Origin of the sequence: uncultured Lactobacillus sp. (genome assembly GCF_945290125.1) — a bacterium.
Taxonomy (GTDB): Bacteria; Bacillota; Bacilli; order Lactobacillales; family Lactobacillaceae; genus Lactobacillus; species Lactobacillus rizhaonensis.
The window spans coordinates 66,469-85,009 of the sequence record NZ_CALYQV010000002.1; the positions used below are offsets into that span (position 1 = coordinate 66,469).

Annotated in this window: 15 protein-coding genes; 6 read left to right on the forward strand and 9 right to left on the reverse strand. The window is 38.0% G+C overall.

What is annotated here, in order from left to right:
• Nucleotides 1–67 precede the first annotated feature (67 nt).
• The 6 genes from Q0K80_RS00840 to Q0K80_RS00865 all read right to left on the reverse strand — a co-directional run bounded on the left by Q0K80_RS00840 (nucleotide 68) and on the right by Q0K80_RS00865 (nucleotide 9,281).
• The gene (locus Q0K80_RS00840) at nucleotides 68–1,513 is read right to left on the reverse strand and encodes an FAD-dependent oxidoreductase (RefSeq protein WP_294601845.1); all 1,446 of its coding nucleotides are present in this window, start codon (nucleotides 1,511–1,513) and stop codon (nucleotides 68–70) included.
• A 69-nt stretch (nucleotides 1,514–1,582) separates the two neighbouring features.
• Entirely contained in the window at nucleotides 1,583–3,448 is a 1,866-nt protein-coding gene (locus Q0K80_RS00845) for an FAD-dependent oxidoreductase (protein ID WP_294601847.1), read from the reverse strand.
• Between the two features lie 28 nt (nucleotides 3,449–3,476).
• The gene (locus Q0K80_RS00850; RefSeq protein ID WP_294601849.1) at nucleotides 3,477–4,703 is read right to left on the reverse strand and encodes an MFS transporter; all 1,227 of its coding nucleotides are present in this window, start codon (nucleotides 4,701–4,703) and stop codon (nucleotides 3,477–3,479) included.
• Between the two features lie 30 nt (nucleotides 4,704–4,733).
• Nucleotides 4,734–6,218, reverse strand: a complete 1,485-nt coding sequence (locus Q0K80_RS00855; RefSeq protein ID WP_294601851.1) for an FAD-dependent oxidoreductase — start codon at nucleotides 6,216–6,218, stop codon at nucleotides 4,734–4,736.
• 202 nt (nucleotides 6,219–6,420) lie between these two features.
• Nucleotides 6,421–7,332, reverse strand: a complete 912-nt coding sequence (locus Q0K80_RS00860; RefSeq protein WP_294601853.1) for a LysR family transcriptional regulator — start codon at nucleotides 7,330–7,332, stop codon at nucleotides 6,421–6,423.
• Nucleotides 7,333–7,478: 146 nt separating this feature from the next.
• Nucleotides 7,479–9,281 (reverse strand): FAD-binding protein, encoded by a 1,803-nt coding sequence (locus Q0K80_RS00865; RefSeq protein ID WP_294601854.1) that lies wholly within the window; start codon nucleotides 9,279–9,281, stop codon nucleotides 7,479–7,481.
• A 205-nt stretch (nucleotides 9,282–9,486) separates the two neighbouring features.
• On the opposite strand from Q0K80_RS00865, the gene Q0K80_RS00870 reads away from it, so the two are divergent.
• From Q0K80_RS00870 to lepA, 5 genes are all read left to right on the forward strand, one after another.
• A complete protein-coding gene (locus Q0K80_RS00870) occupies nucleotides 9,487–9,900 on the forward strand; it encodes a cupin domain-containing protein (RefSeq protein ID WP_294601857.1) in 414 nt (137 codons plus the stop codon).
• Nucleotides 9,901–9,902: 2 nt separating this feature from the next.
• Nucleotides 9,903–10,220 carry a carboxymuconolactone decarboxylase family protein gene (locus tag Q0K80_RS00875; protein WP_294601859.1) on the forward strand — a complete coding sequence of 106 codons (318 nt, stop codon included), beginning with the start codon at nucleotides 9,903–9,905 and terminating at the stop codon, nucleotides 10,218–10,220.
• Between the two features lie 192 nt (nucleotides 10,221–10,412).
• Nucleotides 10,413–11,381, forward strand: coding sequence for an asparaginase (locus Q0K80_RS00880; protein WP_294601861.1), 969 nt, complete (start codon nucleotides 10,413–10,415; stop codon nucleotides 11,379–11,381).
• A 90-nt stretch (nucleotides 11,382–11,471) separates the two neighbouring features.
• The gene (locus Q0K80_RS00885; protein ID WP_294601862.1) at nucleotides 11,472–12,158 is read left to right on the forward strand and encodes a TetR/AcrR family transcriptional regulator; all 687 of its coding nucleotides are present in this window, start codon (nucleotides 11,472–11,474) and stop codon (nucleotides 12,156–12,158) included.
• Between the two features lies 1 nt (nucleotide 12,159).
• On the forward strand, nucleotides 12,160–13,974 hold the full coding sequence (gene lepA, locus Q0K80_RS00890; protein WP_294601863.1) for a translation elongation factor 4: 1,815 nt from the start codon (nucleotides 12,160–12,162) through the stop codon (nucleotides 13,972–13,974).
• Between the two features lie 76 nt (nucleotides 13,975–14,050).
• Here the strand turns inward: lepA and Q0K80_RS00895 are convergent, their stop codons facing one another.
• The 3 genes from Q0K80_RS00895 to Q0K80_RS00905 all read right to left on the reverse strand — a co-directional run bounded on the left by Q0K80_RS00895 (nucleotide 14,051) and on the right by Q0K80_RS00905 (nucleotide 17,849).
• Nucleotides 14,051–15,247 (reverse strand): nitrate/nitrite transporter, encoded by a 1,197-nt coding sequence (locus Q0K80_RS00895; RefSeq protein WP_294601865.1) that lies wholly within the window; start codon nucleotides 15,245–15,247, stop codon nucleotides 14,051–14,053.
• A 26-nt stretch (nucleotides 15,248–15,273) separates the two neighbouring features.
• Nucleotides 15,274–16,761 carry an FAD-binding protein gene (locus Q0K80_RS00900; protein WP_294601867.1) on the reverse strand — a complete coding sequence of 496 codons (1,488 nt, stop codon included), beginning with the start codon at nucleotides 16,759–16,761 and terminating at the stop codon, nucleotides 15,274–15,276.
• Between the two features lie 200 nt (nucleotides 16,762–16,961).
• Nucleotides 16,962–17,849, reverse strand: coding sequence for a LysR family transcriptional regulator (locus tag Q0K80_RS00905; protein ID WP_294601868.1), 888 nt, complete (start codon nucleotides 17,847–17,849; stop codon nucleotides 16,962–16,964).
• Nucleotides 17,850–18,271: 422 nt separating this feature from the next.
• Between Q0K80_RS00905 and Q0K80_RS10350 the strand changes: the two genes are divergently transcribed.
• Nucleotides 18,272–18,541 (forward strand): helix-turn-helix domain-containing protein (locus Q0K80_RS10350; protein WP_365934705.1); only part of this gene is annotated, 270 nt, incomplete at its 3' end.

Below are 18,541 nucleotides of genomic sequence, written 5' to 3' on the forward strand. Positions count from 1 at the left end.
TCAAAACGGAAGTTAGTCTTTTAACTTGGGATATTATTTTGTTATTTTAGGAATTATTTTTTGCTTTTTATTCCTTAGCTGCAATTGCTTTAATTGCATTACGGCCTGAAAAAATACAATAGCCTGCATGTGTTCCAGGAACATTAACACCATAAGTATCACCATACAGAACAGCAGAACCGTCACCGCCGATAGCATATAAGCCTGCAATAGGTCTGCCTTTAGTATCTAGCACCTCATTATTGGTATTAACACGAAGGCCGTCACCAGTAGTATAGGCACCAACACCTAATTCAATAGCGTAAAATGGGCCCTTGCCATCAACTGGCAACAGATATTTGGCTGGTTTATGAAAGTCGGTATCTTCGCCGTTTGCCACCATCTCATTATAGTGCTTAACGTAAGCAACTAAATTAGGAGTATCAATTTCTTGAGCTAATTCTTCCAGCGTTGCAGCCTTGTGCAGATATTGGCGCCCTTCTTTTTCGGCCTTGGCAATATCATCACGCAAAGTTGGGTACCTGTCTTCTGGAACAAATGGCTTCATTGATCTTGGGTATGATTTATCAGTAAAGTCATCCAAAATCTTTTGACTAAAGATGCAGAAGACCCGATCTTGGCGATTCATTGAATTGCCTTCGTTAGCCCAGTTCACAACAGCTGCACTTTCATCAACAAAGCGCTCGCCTAATTCATTTACCCACATTTGCGGCTGGTCACAAACTGAACTCCAGATAGCTGTACCCCATAATTTGAATGACGGGACAGTCTTATCTTTTAGTTGGCCTCCAAACATCATTGCCATTCCTGTGAAGTATTTTTTAGCACCCAACTTCCAGGCCAGTCTCAAACCGTCTCCAGTATTTTTACCAGAGTTAACGGGAATAATGTTATCAGGATTTTGGTGAGGTGTACTTTCTAATAACTTTTGGTCGTTCAGATAACCACCTGTAGCCAAAACCACATTCTTAGCATTAACAACTTTAGCAGTTTTTTCTACAACATTAGTCAGAGTAACATCATAAGTGTGGTCAGCATTTTGCTTTAGATCAGTTACTCTAGTTAAAGTAAGAATCGTAATGCCCTTATTCTTAGCATATGGTTCTAAGCCATTATGAATAGCATCATGACCCTTGCCTTTAAACAAGTGCCAGGTTCTTGCACCGGAACCCAGGTTTGCTACCATACCAATTTCAGCACCATGGTTTTCAAGCCAAGAAACATTTTTACCGGCATTGTCAATATATTTTTGCCACATTTTGCCATCTGCCTTGTAATGCGAATAAGTCAGTTCTTCTTTAAGTAAATCTTCCTTATTAAGAACCGCGTTATCCTTTTTTTGCAATTCTGAATCGGCAGCAAAAACACCTTCAACATAATTGCCAGTGCCGCCAGTTGTTTTACCTTTTTCAACCAGCAAAGTTTTTAAATTATTGTCAACAGCTTCATCTGCAGCAGCAAAACCAGCAAGACCAGCACCAACAATTACTACATCGTATTTTTCTTGTGTCATATTTCTTCCTCAAGTAAAAAATCATGTACAAATCAATTTTTAAAATTTAATACATGATTTTAAATAAAACTACTTACCGTCTTTAGCAGTTTCAGCTGCATCAATTCCGGCTAATCTACCAGAGATATAAGCAAAGCCTAAAGTACCACCTTCAAAGTCGACATAAGCCTTACCGTACATTCCAGATGCATCGGCACCAGCTACGTAAAGGTTAGGTACAGGTTCACCTTTTGGATTCAAAGCATGCATTTTTTCATCAATTGTGGCACCGCCAAGAGTTCCTAGGTTCCGGGCAATAAATTTCACAGCGTAAAATGGTCCGTTTTCTACTGGAATCATTCTCTTGGTATCGGAGAAGAACAAATCATCTTCACCCTTCTTCTTAGCATCATTGTATTGCTCAACTGATTTTACCAAGTTTTCCTTGTCAACACCCATCTTTTCAGCCAATTCTGCAATTGTATTACCAATAAATACAACGTTAGTTGAAGCAAGCTTATTTAATAGTGCAGTAAAGTCTGTCTTCTCGTGTTCATGCTTAATATTTTCTTCAGTATCTGTTGGATAATTAAATTCCATGTAAAATTCACGGTGATTCTTCCACTTGCTATAGTGATCTTCTATTGCAACCGTACCGCCTTCTTTGATCTTATCCAGCATTGCCTGATCTAAAACAACGAATTCAGTTTGTTGTGGTTGTTCTGACAATTCGGCTCCATGCACAGCAAAATCTAACGCGTGAGTTTCACTGGCATAACGCTGGCCACGATTATTAACGCGCAAGTTTGGAAAGTCTGCCAAAGCATTAACAGGCATCCAGTTGGGGCCGACAAGTTTAGCCATATCGCCAATATCTTTATTGCTAAATGTTTGCCAGAAGTAATGGGTTGAGCCGTTAATATGATGAGCAGTTCCTGCATCCCAGGCCATGTTCAAACCGTCACCGGTGTTTTGCAAAACCTGTCCTTGTGTGCTGACATCACCCAAGTATTCCTTACGCATTTCAGGGTTACCGCCAAAACCACCTGTGGCAATAACAACTTTCTTAGCATTAACATGGAGCGTTTCTTCATCACTTTCAGCAATTAAGCCAACAACTTTGCCGTCATCATCTTGCAGTAATTTTTTACCAGCAAAGCCAAAGTACATCTTGCCACCAATTGACTTGAACTTCTCAATCAATTTAGTTACTGCCTTAGTACCGCCTTCTTGATAGCCATGAAGAGTAGCCGGCATACCGATATGGTCATAACTGCCGCCAGTACCTGCGTCAACTAATTTCATAATCGCGCCGTTTTCATTTAACCAATCGACGGTTTTACCTGATTCATCGATGATGCGCCGAACAAGAATTGAGTTCATGTAGCCTTGAGAAGCGTCCATGTATTCGTCATAAAGCCATTTCTTGGAAACGACTGCATCTTGATCCTTTTGTTGTTGACTGTCGCCAGCAAACATACCTCCGGCAAACGTACTTGCACCAAGTGGAGAAATGGTTTTTTCAAATAAAGCAGCGCTTGCACCATGTTGACGAGCAGCTAAAGCAGCTGCTACACCAGCACCACCGGCACCAACTACAGCGACGTCAACGTTAATAATCTCTTCTTTCTTACCGGTATTTTGACTGCCATTTTCTTTAAGAGCATCGTAGTCAACATCAGCTTTATCAAGGGCTTCTTTTACACCCGCAATAATACCACGAGAAGTTTCGGAAGCTCCAGAAACGACGTCAACATCAACTGATTGCTGGTCAACAATCTTTTGGGCCATTTTCTTAAATGCATTGTCAGCTAAACTGTCTGGCGCATATTTATCCAATGGTTTAACATTAACGATTTTATCTGTGTTTACCTCAACTTCAAGGTTAATTTGGCTTTCTTTGCCTTGACCCGAGCCAGTGTATTTGCCCGGATTTGCAGTTATTTTTTTGGTCATTACAAAATTCCTTTCAAAATCAAATCAATTACTTACCACGCGGAGCATTTTTAGCAACATTAGCATCAGGTAAAATGCCAATGAAAATTGCTGTCATCATTAAGACAATACCCTGAATGATAAAAGTCAACATAAAGTTACGTCCAGCAATCATTGAAATAATAACTGGGATACAATATGAAAATAGTAATGAAACAGTACCGATCAAACCACCTGCTGAACCTGCATATTTGGGACCAATTTCAGGGAATGAGATTGGCATTGCCTGCATCAATGGGCCGGTCATCGCACCGAATAATCCACCAAGTACTAAAGAAATGGTTAATGGCAATCCTAATGGAATGAACCAAGTAAGTGCAATTAATAGACCGGCAATCAGGGTTACTGTAATCATGATTGGCTTAGCCTTTTTAGCTTTGCCAATTAGTGCAGGACCAAATAATGAACCACAAAGACTACCGATGGTAGCTATAGCAGCGATATTATTTCCTTGAATGGTAGACATTCCTCTTGCGGCAAAAGCTGGTGGCATAATATTAGAGAAAGCCTCACTTGCTCCCATTCCGACACCAACACTGATAGCGACAATCCAAGTCTTTTTACTGTGTGCAGCTTCTTTAAAGAAATCAAGGGATGATTCAGCTTTTCCTTGTTTTACTTGAGGTTGTGGAATTTCTTCACCCTTAGGGGCATCTTTTATAAATAGCAGCCAGCAAACTGTCAGAACTAGTAATAAACTTGCTGAAAATGTAAAGGCTGCCTTTACACTTGGAAATAAAGGACTGGTGATACGGGTTAAGATAATACCTACACTAGCCGATGCGAAGAAAACTCCCATAGCTAAATTAGTATCTTGCTTAAACCAAATACCAAAAATCTTGATAGTATTTGCATTTAAAAGTGCCATATACACGCCAAACAATAACAACATGATCATCATGGTGACAAAATTAGTGGCAATTATCCGGCCATAAGCACCGAGTAAAGAAATAATTAGTCCTACTGAAACAATTTTCTTAGCACCAAATTTATCTGCAAGTGAGCCAGCAGGAATACTTAAGAAAACTGCGACCAACATTGGTGCCATTGCCAAACTTTGAAACTGTGCTGTTGACAGATGCAAAGCCGGAATAATTTGAACAGCTAATGTTGAAATTTGAAACTGAATGTAATTGCTCGTTGCATCAAGCAAAGCTACAATCGCTAAGATTACCCATCTATAGCTGGAAAGCTTAGGTAACTGTTTTTCATCCATAATAAATTAAAACTCCTTTTGTGATTAAAATTAATTTTCAGCGGCATATTGCCCAGCTAAACGGCCAAATGTTTGAGCATGACTGCAAGTAAGACCTGGAACACGGTCTGGGTAACTACCCCAGAAGAAACCACCACTGGCATTACCGGCCGCATACAAATGAGGAATTGGCTTACCCATCTTATCAATTACTTCCATCTTGGTATTAATACGCAAGCCATCTAGTGTTGCTAGAAGGCGACCACCCATAATAACGCCATAGTATGGTGCTTTATCAACTGGGAATAATCTGAATTTTTCTTTACCAAAATCAGTATCAACGCCCTTGGCACACATCTCGTTATAACGTTTAACACTGTTAACCAGGTTATCTTTTGGTAAGTTCAATTTCTCAGCCAATTCTTCAATGGTATCTGCTTTTTGAACCATGCCATCATCAATTCTGCGTTGAATCTCAGCCTTATTTTCTTCAGTATTATAAATACCGGGCCAGCCTAAGCGTGAGCAACCTTGAGTCTTAAATTGTGCCAAGTGATCCATAGTATCTTCTGACCAAATTTGTGCTTCTAGGTATCCCGGTTGTTTAGACATTGCATTAATATCAAATTGGTAAGGGACACTCTCGTTGCCAAAACGTTCGCCGTTCAGGTTAACTTTTAGCATTGGGTATGCACCCATCCAGAAATAACCAGGACCTTTAAAGTCAATTTGATAATGTTCTTCAGCGTTGGTACCAACAGGAACAGCACCGCGGTCAAAAATAATCTCAGCTGGCTCTTCATCACGAGCTGCTCCCACTTTAAGTCCTGCCAGAATACCGGAACCATCATCACGCGGACCATCAGAATAAACGTTCTTCTTGTAGCCAAGTGGATCCCACTTCTTCATTAATTCAACGTTGCCGCCATAGCCACCTGTACAAATGATGACACCCTTGGTAGCCTGATATTTTGTTTTTTCACCGCTATCACGATCGCTGGTAATGACACCGGTAACCGCACCACTATCATCAGTAACGAGTTCTTCAAGCTTAGTATTGTATTTAAGAGTTACTCCTAACTCCTTAACTTTATTAATTACCCAATCACCATAGTGAGCCCAGCCGTTGTCAGGCGTAGCAATTGCAAGTTCAGTGTTAAAGGCTGTGTTAACAACTGTTTCATAGTACGCATCTTTTTGTGGTCTCAAGACTCCACCATTCGGCTTTAGAATGTTATCTTCAAGCCAGTTAGCTGTTTCATCAGCATGGTTAGCCCAGGTCCAAAGTAATCTTTCATCAACATTATCTTGGAAAAATAAGGTTAAAAAGTTCATTAATTTAGCTTTATCCACCTTAATACCTGCTCGTTTTTGAGCATTACTATTTAGAGCGGCGAAGAAAGAACGGTAGAGAAATTGTGAACTACCCTGTTTATCAATTAACAGAACTTTAGCTCCTTTTTCTGCCGCGGTACATGCTGCCATACCACCGGCATTGCTGGCACCGGCGATAATTACATCATAAGTATTTTCCATTTTTGTCCCTCACTTTTTAAAACTAATATCTCAATCGCTTACATGATACTATGAATCTAGTGATTCTTTTCACGCGTTTCAGAATTGAAGATTACAAAATGGAATGCAGCCATTAAGCCTTTGAAATTAAGCAAAAAAAGCTTGCAGTATCAACATTTATATGTTGACTGCAAACTCTGCAAAAATCACTTTCAGTTGTGAATTACTTATTTTTATTTTCAAATAAATATTCGTTTATTGCTGATTTCAATGTGCCTACCACTTTTTCAAGTACAGAATCATTGGTAAAGCTTTCCATATATGCAATACCGTAAGGCGAAATATCATGATAATCAATGGGAATATATTTAATCCCCTCTGTTTGATAATCTGCAATGAAATTAGGTAAGATGCCATAACCCCAGCCTCCCCGAACATAAATATCCATTGCCAAAAAGTCTTGTACAAATTTAATATGATCCATCCCTAATTTATTGATTAGGGCAGTTTGAAAATTTAATTGCACATTTAATGAGCTATTTGGATCAAGTAAAAACAAATCCTGATCGACCAAATCAGAAATATTAATCTTAGACTTTTCAGCCAATTTTGAGCCTTGAGGACATGCTATAACTACTTTACCCTGAACCATTGGTTCAAAATTGATGTCTTCAATGATATCAACATCTTCTCGAGCAATTGCACATAAGTCTACATGATGGTTGAGAAGTTCACCGATTGAATTATTAAGAACAAAAACAAATTGAATATTTAGATTGCTACCAGATTCCCGTAATTTACGCAAAAAAATTGGTAAGATTTTTTGCTCAAATGGTGTATCACAAACTCCTATTCGCACAAGGGTTTCTGGATCATTCTTCTTACTCTGTAAATAGGCAACAGTATAATCCATATCATCTACTACATTTCGTGCCACACGATAAAAATATTTGCCGGCACTTGTCAGTGAAATACGATGATGCGCACGATTAATTAAAGTTACCCCGATGGTATTTTCAAGATCTTTAATATTTTTGGAAACTGCTGATTGGGAAAAATTTAACTGCTCAGCTGCGATAGTAAAACTTGAATTATCTATAGCCTTGATAAAACAACGTAATTGAGTAAAATTCATTTTTATCACCTCATTAAAAACCTTAAATTAATTTCTGTATATATTATAATAAAAGCTTTTAATATAAAAACATAGATTTGTATTGTCCAATTTGATTTAGTGTATACAAAAAGACCATTTATCGCAAATGGCCTTTTTAAAAATAGTTACTTTATCTTACTTAACGCATCGTTAACAGCATCTTTTAGACCGCGTGACGAACTTGAGGCACCACTGACTGCATCAACATCAACGGTATTTTCTTGAACCATTTTGGCAGGTAAAGTCTTGATAGCTTTCAAGCCGTAGTCATCTGACTCAGCTTGTTTCAAAACTTCAATATTCTTTAAGTTCTTTTGCTCATCAACAGTTACCCGGACGACTATTTCATCACCCATACCTTTAGTTGATTTACCAATATATTGATTTTCTCCGGTTTCATAGCTTTCGTGTTTAAGATCCGAAGTCAAGTGCTTTTCAGGCACAGTAGCGCCACTTGCTGCATCAGTTGTTGCAGCAACTTTTGGTTTAGCAGCATTTTCTCCCGCAATCTTGCCCCAAATTAAGCATTCTGCCAGGTTATTACCCCCTTGGTATTGGTTAGCGCAGATTCCACCTAACTCACCAGCAGAATAAAGATTAGGAATCGCTTTACCTCTGGTATCCAAAATTTCGGCATTCTTATTTCTTCTAGGACCACCTTGTGTATTAAGCATAGTTTGTTCCAGTCTGACAGCATAAATTGCGTTACCAGTAAATGCACGTAAAGTTGCCGGCTCTCTTCTAAATTCTGGATCATCCTGCTCTTGACATGCTTTATTGAAACGATTAAGGGTGTCAGACAATACAGAAGGTTCAACCCCAATTTTCTCGGCTAATTCGGAAACAGAGTCAGCCTTGATAACATTTTCTGTGTATGGCTTGTAATCACCGATAATTTTATCATTATCTAATTCATGCTTTTTGGTTTCATCAAAAATCAAATACGGGTGCTCTTGATTTAGTGGCACTTTCCATTGACCATGATTCTTAATATGACCGTGGCGGTTTTCTTCAGTTTCATTAAAGTATCTGGTACCATCATCACCGACAACAAACGAACTGCCGGTAGCAACCGCTTCATTTTGAGGCCCTAACATTAAACGGCCACGTTGTCCTGCTGGTACCGCAAAAGCCATGCCATGAAGTAAACCTAAAGATTCATAATTATGTAAATGCCAAAAATCAGCGCCAACCTCCTGAGCCATTCTCAGACCATCACCTTTGTTGTAAAGGGTACCTAAAGGTGCCAGTCTTTTGGCGCCAATAAAGTCTTCAATCATTCTTTGGTTATTTTCAAAACCACCGGTGGTCATAACAACACCGTTTTTAGCCTGAACTTTGAGTAATTTGCCATCACGCTTAATTACTACACCGTAAATCTTTTTGGTTTCCGGATCTTGAATTAGTTCTTGAGCAGGTGTGCTGTACAAAACATCAATTTTGTCTTGCCGTTTCACTACCTGCTCTTTTAAAATCTGCCATAAGGAAGCATCAAACCAATGTTTAGTTACAGTGGTGAAATCATAGGACTCTGAACCTGGAAATTCCGGAAATTCCCTGAAAGCATAGCTTTTATCAGGGGCATATTCCTTAGCACTATTTGGTTTGACACCCAAATATTTAGAAACATATTCAGGAATGTGCACCATCCCGTCGACATAGGTGTTAATCATCTTTTCGTCAAGTTCCATTGGCGCCGTTAGTTTCTGATAATACTTTTTCAACTCATCAAAATCATTGCCAGTACCAATTAATTGGGCAGAATAACGGGTATTACCACCTTCGTGCCCTTCGGGAGCTGCATCAACCAGCAGCACTTTGACATCATGATCAGCCGCAAACCGTGCGGCAGTGGCTCCAGCACCACCAAATCCTAAAACAACAACATCATAATTTGCATCCCATGCAATATTCTTGTGATAAATCATGGTAATCTCCTTAATATAAATCGCTTTCATTAGTCAAATTAATTTTATCACATTATATTTTTTCAATATATATTATTCAGAAAAACAATAATCAATTATTAATAAATATCAATTAGCTTACGTTTACTGTTAAAATAACTTGACTTAAAGTTCACGTTAAGGATTAAAGTAATCTTATTAAATCAAATATAAAGGAGTTAAAAAAATGGACGACCATAAAAGTGATGTGCAAAATGGTATTTTTGCTTTAGGCGAAAAAAATAATGCTTATCAAAAATATTTTAAGGGTCAAAGCTACCTGCGAAGTTTAGTCAGTGATCCTAATATTAATGTTAGCGTCTCAAATGTTAGTTTTGAACCTGGTTGTCGCAACAACTGGCACCAGCATATCGGCGGCTTTCAAATTTTATTAGCTACTGCCGGTGAAGGCTGGTATAAAGAAGAAGGCAAGCCGGCACGTAAACTGCACCCAGGGGATGTAGTCGTAGTTCATGACAGTGTCAAACATTGGCATGGTGCTACTAAGAACAGTTGGTTTGCACATATAGCTATTACTGCGGGTACACCCAAATGGCTGGAGCCTGTTACAGAGGAAGAATATGAGAAACTGGAGGACTAAAAATGAAAAAACAAACTGCTGGTAGAGATAAATTAGGTGATTTTGCTCCTAAGTTTGCGGAATTAAATGATGATGTTTTATTTGGCGAAGTTTGGTCAAGAGAAGATAAATTATCTGCGCGCGACCGTAGTATGATTACCTGTGCTGCATTAATGGCACAAGGAGCTTTTCCCCAGCTTAAATCACATATGATTATAGGAAAAAAGAACGGTATTACCAAAGACGAAATGGTGGAGTTGATTACTCACTTGGCCTTTTATTGTGGCTGGCCTAAAGCATGGTCTGCGTTTGGCCTGGCGCAAGAAGTTTTCACTGATTAAAATTTTTAACTAAAACGGCTGGTCTGTTTTGCTCATATAATCTCCAAACTTGTCCTAAATTTGAGGGTCATATCACTGCTTCGTCCGGCTGCTTTTTTATGTCTAAAAACTTTGACCTTTAAAGGTATCAGCAGCTGAAAATTTATGTTACTCTTGATGGGTATTAAAAGAAATTACGGGAGTAAAACGATCATGAGCAAAAAAATTTTAATTTTACACACTGGTGGTACCATTTCAATGTCAGAAGATGAAAATGGCAAAATTAAGCCCAACAGTCAAAATCCATTGGCTGATTTGTCTTTAAACGTTGATGATGACGTTCAATTAGTTACAGAAGAAATTTTTAATTTACCCTCACCCCATATGACTCCTGAACGCATGTTGCAACTTTCTTTGCGTATCCGCCAAGCTGAAGCAGAAGGCTTTTTTGGCGCAGTTGTAACTCACGGCACTGATACTTTAGAAGAAACAGCCTTATTTTTAGATCTAACCATCTCCAGCAAAATGCCTGTAGTAGTAACCGGGGCCATGCGTTCTTCTAACGAAATTGGCAGCGATGGCCTGTACAATTTCAGGACTGCAATTATGGTGGCAAGCTCTGATGCTTCCATTGGTAAAGGTGTTGTAGTAGTCATGAATGATGAAATTCACCCGGCACGCTATGTCACTAAAACTCATACCACAAATGTAGCTACTTTTCGGACAGCCACTTTTGGTCCAATTGGCGTTGTTTCAGAAGGTCACGTCAATTATGTGCAAACTATTAATCCGCAACAGCACTTACCTATTGATCATGTCGTTTCAAATGTCTATCTGGTGAAAGCATATGCAGGAATGGGACCAGAAATTTTTCAAGCCTTGGACAAACCAACAACTAATGGAATAGTTATTGAGGCTTTAGGTGCCGGCAACATGCCACCACAAACACTGCCAGCATTGCAAAAATTGCTTGATAACGATATTCCGTTAGTATTAGTTTCACGCTGCTTTAACGGTATCGCTGAACCGGTTTATGACTACGAGGGCGGCGGTGTCGGTTTAGCCAAAATGGGTATTATCTTCTGCCGCGGCCTTAATGGCCAAAAGGCCAGAATTAAACTCTTAGTGGGACTAAGTGCCGGACTTCATGGTGAACAATTAAAGAAATACATTAACAAATAAAATATGTGTTAAAACCAGCTGCATAGGTAGCTGGTTTTTTGCTTGCAAAAATTGACAATTATTTGTAAAATGACCGTTGGTCATTATTGAATGAAAGGAGTAGAAAATATTATTATGTATGTCTTGACTCCCAAAGAAAAAGAAGCCAAAAAGCAGCTAATAGCAGCTGCTGCCAGTAAATTATTTCAAAAAAATGATTTTAACCAAATATCGATGGCGCAAATTGCGCATGAATCCGGTGTAGCCAAAGGCACACTATTTAATTATTTTAAAACCAAAGAAAACATCTTTATGTATCTGCTGCTTTCCGGTTATCAAGACTACCTTAAGGAAGTGCTCCAGCGTTTCCAAAAAGCTGAAAATATCACTTCTTGGAATGATTTTGCTGCTTTTTTACTAGAACAAAATCACTTGTTAATTCATCAAAGGCCCGATTTATTACGGCTTAACGCATTACGGGGGCCAATTTTAGAAGCAGCGGCAGACAGAGAACAAACTTTAGCTGGTCGGGAAAAGTTATATGAAATAAATCGGCAATTGGGTCAGGCAATTTCTGAAAGAATTATTCTATTAGATGTTAAACAGGCCAGTCACCTTTTTATTATTCAAAGCGCCATAATTAGCGGACTCATGAACATGATGAATCTGGACGAATTTCATCATGATCAGTTACCAGTTGATTTTAAAGGATTTCAAATTGATCTCGAACAAGAAGCCAATCAAATAATGTTATTTTACTTGCAAGGATTACAACAAAAACTGGAGGGAACCAAATAAAATGAAACTTGCGAATATCAGAAATTTTGCCATAATTGCTCATATTGATCATGGTAAATCGACCTTAGCTGACAGAATTATGGAACAAACTGATACTGTGAGCAAAAGGCAATTAAGTGACCAACTACTCGACAGCATGGAAGTTGAACAAGCGCATGGAGTAACAGTTAAGTCACGATCTGTACGTAACTTTTATCAAGCAGACAATGGTCAAGAATATGAATATAATCTAATCGATACTCCGGGACACGTTGATTTTTCTTACGAAGTTTCTAAAAGTCTGGCTGCCAGCGATGGTGCTATTTTATTAGTTGACGCAACCCAAGGCGTACAAGCACAAACGGTAGCTAATTTACGTTTAGCTTTAAAGCATAACTTAACAATCATTCCAGTTATTAACAAGATTGATAATGCAGCTGCCGACGTAGCAGCAACAGAAGCTCAAATACGTGCTTTGCGCCCAGAATTTGCGCATATGGACATTTTAAAAATTTCTGCTAAAACCGGGGAAAATGTTCACCAGGTCTTAGAAGCTATTTATCAAAAAATCCTGGCTCCTCAAGGAAACCCAGATGCACCCCTTAAGGCCTTGATTTTTGACTCGCAATACGATTCCTATCAGGGAATTATTGCCGATGTCAGACTAATCGACGGCCAGTTAAAAAATCAGCAAAAATTGGAATTAATGCAGGGCGTGAGTAAATTTAATGCTCAAGCAGTGGGAATCTTCACGCCAGATATGAAGCCGGTAAAGGAATTAAATGCGGGAGAAGTCGGCTATATTGTGACTGGGATTAAGGATGTTGCCAGCGTTCAGGTTGGCGATACCTTAACCGCTGCAGAAAATCCTACTAAAAATGCCATTCCGCACTTTAAGCCAGCGCAGTCAATGGTTTATGCCGGTTTTTATCCTAAAGGAAATACCAGCTATGAGGCTTTAAAGCAGGCTATTAGTAAGCTAGCTCTCAATGATTCAGCTTTTCATTACACCCCAGAACAGTCTGAAGCTCTCGATGCCAGCTTTCGTTGCGGCTTCTTAGGTATTTTCCATTTGCAAATAATCCAGGAGCGACTGCGCGATGAATATCATGTAGAAGTGTTGACAACCGCACCGAATGCCACCTACCACGTTTATCTCAAGCAGCCTCAGCCTAAGCAGGAATACCTCACCATCACTAACCCGGCGAAATTTCCTAATTTTTCTGAAATTGATTATGTTACCGAATCTTATGTTAAGGCAGTAATCACTACCCCAAATGAATACTTGGGTGCAGTCATGAAATTATGTGACCAGCATTTTGGGGAAATGGTAGACTTGGACAATCAACAAGATTTAGTCACATTAACGTACAAATTGCCTGTGTCTGAAATTGCCTATGACTTTTTCAACAGCTTAAAATCAATTACTCACGGCTTTGCGACTCTTGATACTGAATTTTTGGATTACGAACTAGTGGATGTAGTTAAAATTCAAATTCAGATTAATTATGCCGCTGTTGATGCTCTCGACATTATTGTGCCACGGCAAAAAGCCGATTTAATTGCTCATAAGTTAGTTAAAAAATTAAAATATACGGTTCCGCGTCGTTTATACCCAATGCCTGTGCAGGCAGTGGTGGAAAACAAGTCAATTGCTAGAGTTGACGTGCCACCTTTACGTAAAAATGCGGCTGTTAATGGCGAAAAAAGAAGTATCTCGAAGAAACAACAACTTTTACGCAGACAAAGTTTAAATAAGAGACAAGCCGTTAAAAGTGACATTAAGTTGCCGCAAAGTGTCTTCGATGCTATCTTAAATATTAATGAACCGGATTAAATTAAAGCCTTAAGCAAACTAAAAACGCGAAATTTTAAAATATTTCGCGTTTTATTTTGTTTATTTTATTTATTGTTTATTTTCTTTTTGCACTATTAGCATCTGGCAGTGCCAAAACAAAAAATGCTGTTGTGAAGGACAAACCAGCTTGAATCATAAATGTTAAGCCATAATTTTGTCCAGCAATTGAAGAAATGACAACTGGTAAAATATATGATAGCAAAGTAGATGTCATACCAACAATACCACCAGCACTACCAGCATATTTTGGCCCTATTTCTGGAAATGAAATAATCATTGATTGCAAAATTGGACCAGCTGAAGCACCAAACAATCCACCAAGTACTAAGTCTACAATTAAAAGACCGTTACCAGATAAGTATGCAACCATAAACATTGCTAAGGCCGAAACGGTGACAAAGACTACCATTATTGGTTTAGCTTTTTTCATCTTGCCAATAATTGCTGGCCCAAGCATAGCCCCAATCAGACTACCAATCTCTGCAACAGATGCAATTGCATTAGCACCAGTTGGTGTCATTGCTTTGCCATTAATTAAAGCCTGTGGCAAAATCCCTGTAAATGACATGGAAGCAGCTTGACCAATACCCCCGGCAATCGCAACTAACCAGGTCTTTTTACTTTTAACAGCAATATTAATATATTTTGTTACTGGTTCTGAAGGAGGAATTTTTTCTCCTTTAGGAGCATCTTTAATAAACAGCACCCAGCAAATTGACAAAACGAGTAACAATGTTGAGGAGAACATATAAGCTGCTCTAACACTAGAAAATAACGGTCCCGTTAATTGCGAAAGAATAATTCCAATGCTGGCTGAAGCAAAAAACATGCCCATTGCTAAATTAGTATCTTGTTTAAACCAAATACCAAAAATTTTAATTGTATTGGTACTTAAAATTGACATGTAGACGCCAAACAGCAATAGCATAACCATCATCATAGCAAAATTAGTTGCTATTAAACGACCATAGGCACCAATAATTGAAATAATGCATCCTACAGTTACAACCTTTTTAGCACCAAATCTATCTGCCAAAGATCCTGCTGGTAAACTTAAAACTACAGCCACCAACATGGGAGCCATTAGCAAACTTGAAAATTGAGCAGTTGAAATGTGTAAAGCAGGCATAATTTGTGTTGCCAGTACAGAAACCTGAAATTGAATATAGTTACTAGCCACGTCCATTAAGCATACTATTGCTAGAATAACCCAACGATAACTAGAAAGACGAGGCATTTGTTTTTCTTCCATATTTACTTTCTCCTTCTAAAAGCAAATTAATTTTCAGCGGCGTTTTTACCAGCTAGTCGTCCAAAAGTTTGAGCCCGGCTACATGCTAGACCCGGGACACGATCAGGATAACTACCCCAGAAAAAGCCACCACTGGCATTACCTGCCGCATATAAATGAGGAATTGCATTACCCTTTTTATCAATAACTTGCATGTTAGTGTTAATCCGTAATCCATCAAGAGTAGCTAATAAGCGACCGCCCAAAATTATGCCATAGTATGGACCCTTTTCAATTGGAAACATTCGATAAGGTTCCTTACCAAAATCGCTATCTTCTTTGTTTTGGCATAGCTGATTGTAGCGCTCAACACTTCTGACTAAGTTATTTTCCGGTAATTGCAGTTTAGCGGCCAATTTTTTAATACTATCTGCTTTTTGTGCTGTCCCATCATCAAGTCGGCGCTGAACTTCAGCTTTAGCACCCTCTGTATCATATATTCCTGGCCAATTTAGTCTTGAACAGCCTAATGTATGAAACTGTTCTAAATGATCCATTATTTCTTCATTCCAAATAACAGCTTCTAAATAACCGGGTTGTTTTGCTGCACTATTGATGTCAAATTGATATGGTTCACTTTCATTTCCGAATCTTTCACCCTGTAAGTTAACTTTTAAAAACGGGTATGATCCGAGCCAAAAGTAGCCAAACCCACGATAATCCACTACATAGTGATCTTCTGCATTTGTACCTACTTTGACACCGCCTCGATCGAAAATGGTTTCTGCTGGTTCTTCATCACGGGCTGCTCCAATTTTAAGACCAGCGATGATACCTGACCCGTCATCACGTGGGCCATCAGAATAAACATTCTTCTTTAGTCCAAATGGATTCCATTTCGCCATCAGACTCTTGTTTCCACCATATCCGCCAGTACAGATAATAACGCCTTTATTAGCATAATATTCCGTTTTTTGGCCGTTGTGACGATCACTGGCAACAATGCCTATAACTTTACCTTCATCATTAGTAATCAAATCTTCCAACTTGGTATTATATTGTAAAGTCACCCCTAATTCTTGAGCTTCATTAATTACCCAAGAACCATAGTGAGCCCAATCAGTATCATCCTCATTTGCAATCACATTTTCGACTGGAAAAGCAGTATTGATAAGAGTTTCATATCTCGCATCCGGTTGAGCCATAATGTGACCGCCATTAGGTTTTAAAACATTATCTTCAAGCCAATTTACAGTCTCAGCACTATTATTAACCCATTTCCATAAAAGACGTTGATCAACATTAGACTGAGCAAATAAAGTTAAAAAATTAATCAACTTTGCTTTGTCTATTTTTATGCCAGCCTTTTTTTGTGCATTACTGTCTACTGCAGCAATTGATGAGCGATATAAATATTTTGAATCACCCATTTTATCAATTAACAAAACTTTCGCACCTTTTTCAGCTGCAGTACAAGCAGCCATTCCACCAGAATTGCTTGCTCCCGCTACGATTACGTCATAATTGCTTTCCATTTTTACCAACTCTTTCTTTAAATATATTTTGTGCACACTCTTAAAGTAGCATGTTAATTTGGTAATTAGGCAAGCACATTAAAATGTAAAATAACAAACTGGAATGCTTGAAATATTTCGGTTTTTAGCAGCAAAAAAGCTCGTCAACCTTTTGCCAATAGATTAACGAGCTACTTTTAATCTTCAAACTATTTATGGAATTAAATAGTCCATTTTACCGCATTTTTAAAAACTTGAATTACTTTGTCAATATCAATATTTCTAACAGCAGACTTCATATAAGCAATGCCATATGGCGGTATTTTGTGGCAGTCAAGTGGTAAATATTTAACTTCATTTGCATTATAATCTGCAATAAAATTGGGTAAGATACCATACCCCCAATTTGCTTTAACATATATTCCCATTTTAAAGAAATCACTGACAAACCTTATATGCTTCACATTCATATTTGCAATTAATTCATTTTGCGTTTGAAAGCTTAACGAATTTGTCGGATTAAATAAAAATATATTTTGTTGCTGTAAATCTTTTAAAGTAACTTTTTCTTTTTTACTTAGTATAGAATTTGAAGGACACATCACTACAAAATGTCCCTCAATTAAGGGCTCAAAACTAATATTCTTAATTGCCTCTACACTATCACGCGAAACAAGACAAATGTCTACATGATGATTTAAAATTTCAGAAATTGAATAATTTAATACATCGATAAAGCGTATATCAAGACTTTTATCAATTTTATGCAATTCATGCAAAACAACCGGCATTAGGTCTTCTTCTAACGGAATATTGCAAACCCCTATTCTTAAAGAGTTTCCAATTTTATTTTTATTGCTTCTAAGGTAATCCTTGGCATAATCCATGTCATCAACCACATTACGGGCTACTTTATAAAAATATCTGCCCGCATCTGTTAGTGAGATTCGATGATGCTCACGAACTATTAATGTCACTTCAAGCTCGTTTTCTAGATCCTTAATATTTTTTGAAACAGCTGGTTGAGTAAAATTCAAAGCTTCTGCTGCAATAGTAAAACTCGAGTTATCAACCGCTTTAACAAAACAATGTAATTGTGTAAAATTCATTTTATAATCCTATTTATAACTATATTTAAACTAATTATATAACTATTGTAAGGCTTTTTAAAAAGTATCTTGTGTTTATAAAATGAGCTATTAACTCGACAGATATAATTGTCTAATTTTTATTTTTCCTAATCCACAATTATTCAATTAACACTAATTTCATTTATTAAAAATATATAAAAATCAGGATAGTATAAATCAATTTAAACCTGATAGCATATATGCTACTATGCTAAAGAAACAGAGAAATTATGATTAAAGAAGTTATCTTTGGATATTATGATAAAAAGAGTTTAGAAAATTTTTACAGGTAAATTGTAAAATGAAGTTGAACACTTGCCCTGATTAAAAAATAAAAAAAGTCCATTGGACTTCTCTGATAGAATGTAATTAACCCAATCAATTCTAGAAAGAAGTTTCCAATGAACTCCCTTAATTCTACCATATCTACTCACCAAAAGGGCCAACATCTTGCTTTGCAAGACCGCGTAATTATTCAAGTTTTACGCAGCCAAGGCCAGTTCTTGCGTCAAATTGCCCGTGCCCTCAACTGTTCGCCCACCACGGTCAAGTACGAGCTTGAACGCGGCCAGATTTCTTTGTATCACGGCAAACGTTACCGCTACGATGCCCAGAAAGCGCAAAGACGCTACCAGATAAGCCGCTTAAACTGCGGCCGTAAGCAAGCTTTT

Coding starts and splice junctions, on each gene's coding strand:
- Q0K80_RS00900 (WP_294601867.1), bottom strand. CDS start 16,761: ATGGAAAGCAATTATGACGTAATCGTAGCGGGAGCAAGCAATTCTGGT.
- Q0K80_RS00850 (WP_294601849.1), bottom strand. CDS start 4,703: ATGGATGAAAAACAGTTACCTAAGCTTTCCAGCTATAGATGGGTAATC.
- Q0K80_RS00905 (WP_294601868.1), bottom strand. CDS start 17,849: ATGAATTTTACACAATTACATTGTTTTGTTAAAGCGGTTGATAACTCG.
- Q0K80_RS00860 (WP_294601853.1), bottom strand. CDS start 7,332: ATGAATTTTACTCAATTACGTTGTTTTATCAAGGCTATAGATAATTCA.
- Q0K80_RS00870 (WP_294601857.1), top strand. CDS start 9,487: ATGGACGACCATAAAAGTGATGTGCAAAATGGTATTTTTGCTTTAGGC.
- lepA (WP_294601863.1), top strand. CDS start 12,160: ATGAAACTTGCGAATATCAGAAATTTTGCCATAATTGCTCATATTGAT.
- Q0K80_RS00840 (WP_294601845.1), bottom strand. CDS start 1,513: ATGACACAAGAAAAATACGATGTAGTAATTGTTGGTGCTGGTCTTGCT.
- Q0K80_RS00845 (WP_294601847.1), bottom strand. CDS start 3,448: ATGACCAAAAAAATAACTGCAAATCCGGGCAAATACACTGGCTCGGGT.
- Q0K80_RS00895 (WP_294601865.1), bottom strand. CDS start 15,247: ATGGAAGAAAAACAAATGCCTCGTCTTTCTAGTTATCGTTGGGTTATT.
- Q0K80_RS00855 (WP_294601851.1), bottom strand. CDS start 6,218: ATGGAAAATACTTATGATGTAATTATCGCCGGTGCCAGCAATGCCGGT.
- Q0K80_RS00880 (WP_294601861.1), top strand. CDS start 10,413: ATGAGCAAAAAAATTTTAATTTTACACACTGGTGGTACCATTTCAATG.
- Q0K80_RS00865 (WP_294601854.1), bottom strand. CDS start 9,281: ATGATTTATCACAAGAATATTGCATGGGATGCAAATTATGATGTTGTT.
- Q0K80_RS00875 (WP_294601859.1), top strand. CDS start 9,903: ATGAAAAAACAAACTGCTGGTAGAGATAAATTAGGTGATTTTGCTCCT.
- Q0K80_RS00885 (WP_294601862.1), top strand. CDS start 11,472: ATGAAAGGAGTAGAAAATATTATTATGTATGTCTTGACTCCCAAAGAA.